The following is a 1,012-nucleotide window of genomic DNA, read 5'->3' as shown; positions in this document are numbered from 1 at the left end:
TGGGCGTGGGCATGTTGGTAGTGGTTTTCGCCGAGGTCGTGGTAGTCGGTGTGGGTGGTGAGCATGTGCCAGACGGCGACGAGGATTTCGCGTTCGGTGGCGACGAGGGCGCGACTGAAGCCGCGGCGTGATCGCAGGCGTCGGTAGCGGGCGGCAATGTGGGTGTGGGCGTTGCTGCGGGCGATCGACATTGATGCGATACCCAGAGCGCCCTTGAGGTAGCAGTCTCCCGGCCTGGTTTTAGCGTTGGTTTTGCGGGCTGCGGATTGGTGCTGTCCGGGTGCCACGCCGGCCCACGACGCGAGGTGATCGGCGGTGGGGAACACGCTCATGTCGCCGCCGGTTTCGGCGATGATGATATCGGCGACCACGGTGGAGACCCCGGGAATGGTGCATAGCAGGTCACGGGCTAGGCGAAAAGGGGCGATCGCCTCCTCGATTCGGTCGTCGAGGGTGGTGATCGTGGCGGCCAGTTCATCGATGCGTTGCAGGTGCAGCCCGATCATGAACGCGTCGTGATCGCTGAACCGGCCGGTCAGCGCATCGACGAGCTGCTCGTGTTTGCGATACATCTGTGGCACGGCCAGGTTGGCCAGTACGAGAGGATCGCGTTCCCCGGCGACCAGGGCGTCAAGCATGCGTCGCGCGGAGACACCGTCGAGGTCGGACACGACCACCGACAGTTTGATACCCGGTGATTCCAGCCGCTTTTCCAGTCGGGTCATCTCCCGGACCCGTTCGCGGGCCACGATGGTGCGGGTGCGTGTCAGATCACGTAGTTCCCGAATCGGCGGGGGCGGCACGAACGAGGCGCGCACCAAGCCGTGCGCGGCCAGATCGGCCAGCCAAGTCGCGTCGTTGACGTCGGTCTTGCGGCCGGGCACGTTTTTGACCGCACGCGCGTTGGCCAGGATCAGCTCGACCCCTTCGCTGGTGAGTTCTTCGAGGAGGAAATAGTAGGGTTTCCAGTAGTCGCTTGTGGCCTCCATCACGATGCAGGTCACCCGCTCGG

The 1,012-nt window shown here is 64.5% G+C and carries 1 protein-coding gene; it reads right to left on the bottom strand.

Annotated features, from left to right (window positions below; genetic code table 11):
* Nucleotides 1-989: IS110 family transposase (locus ACIGKQ_RS25380; RefSeq protein ID WP_396575189.1), on the bottom strand; the 989-nt coding region annotated here is incomplete at its 3' end.
* Nucleotides 990-1,012 lie beyond the last annotated feature (23 nt).

This window comes from Gordonia sp. NPDC062954, from assembly GCF_044543825.1.
Taxonomy (GTDB): Bacteria; Actinomycetota; Actinomycetes; order Mycobacteriales; family Mycobacteriaceae; genus Gordonia; species Gordonia tangerina.
This window is presented reverse-complemented; position numbering and strand designations above follow the sequence as displayed.